This is a genomic window from Vibrio sp. Y176 (assembly GCF_033438945.1).
Map to the genome: position 1 here is coordinate 1 of NZ_JAWOQS010000124.1, position 1,057 is coordinate 1,057.

The window sequence follows — 1,057 nt, forward strand, 5'->3', positions numbered from 1 at the left end:
TTTTTTATTAGCAGATATACCATTAAGTTATTCGCTTACTGCAACACCATTCCAATATAGTGATCGGCTAGGAGCGCAACAAACAGCGCCAACAGATGATAAATGGAGAACTTAAATGTTTCTATCGCGCTATTAGGCTCGGGTGCAAACTTGAGTTTCCACGCGTGATAAATGAAACCTGCATTAAGCAGCAATGCTGAAAAGAGATAGATAAAACCGACCATCCCCACCAATACAGGCATCACGCACACCAATGTGAGCAATACCGTGTAAAGTAAGATCGACGTTTTGGTGTATTCAATACCGTGGGTTACCGGCAGCATAGGAATATCGACCTTGCGGTAATCTTCAACTCGATGAATCGCGAGAGCCCAGAAATGCGGCGGTGTCCAGATGAAGATGATCATCACCAATAGCCAAGCGTTCCCATGCAGCTCGCCCGTCACCGCAGTCCAACCTAAGAGTGGCGGCATCGCACCGGCAATGCCAGCAATCACAATATTTTGCGGCGTTGCTCGCTTCAAATACATGGTGTAAACCACCGCATAGCCCAGTAAACTCAAAAACGTCATCCACGCTGTGAGCGCGTTTACCCAAGCATATAGGAGTACAAAACCAACCACGCCTATTGCCACGGCAAAAATCGCAACTGACAAGGGATTGGTATCTCCCGACGGTAAAGGACGCGTATGAGTACGAGCCATTCTTGCATCAATTCTGCGGCCAATAAGATGATTAAATGCCGCGGCAGAACCAGCCATTGGTCCTATTCCAATCAATCCGATGGATGCTTGAATCCAAGGAAAATCAGTGACCGGAGCCAAGCTCATGCCGACAATGGCGGTGACTAACATTAGCGCGACAACTTTAGGTTTAGTCAGTTTTAAGTACGTTGAGCCGAGACGCTTTCGACTATCGAGTGTTAACGCAATTTCTTTACTCATAGCGAACTCCTTTCACTGCATAATTCCAATCGGCTTTTCCTTGCCACAAATAAAACTGACTTACACAAATCAGGCTCAACATGATTGCAGCACCCAGGTTATGAGCCACTGCG

At 46.6% G+C, this 1,057-nt stretch carries 1 protein-coding gene and 1 pseudogene; both read right to left on the reverse strand.

All coding sequences use genetic code 11. From position 1 onward, the window contains the following. Positions 1–35 precede the first annotated feature (35 nt). The gene (gene cyoE / locus R7O13_RS24535) at positions 36–944 is read right to left on the reverse strand and encodes a heme o synthase (RefSeq protein ID WP_318304893.1); all 909 of its coding nucleotides are present in this window, start codon (positions 942–944) and stop codon (positions 36–38) included. Further along, a pseudogene (locus R7O13_RS24540) lies at positions 937–1,057 on the reverse strand (heme A synthase); the annotation flags it as partial. The pseudogene R7O13_RS24540 and the gene cyoE, both read right to left, overlap by 8 nt.

Coding starts and splice junctions, on each gene's coding strand:
- cyoE (WP_318304893.1), bottom strand. CDS start 944: ATGAGTAAAGAAATTGCGTTAACACTCGATAGTCGAAAGCGTCTCGGC.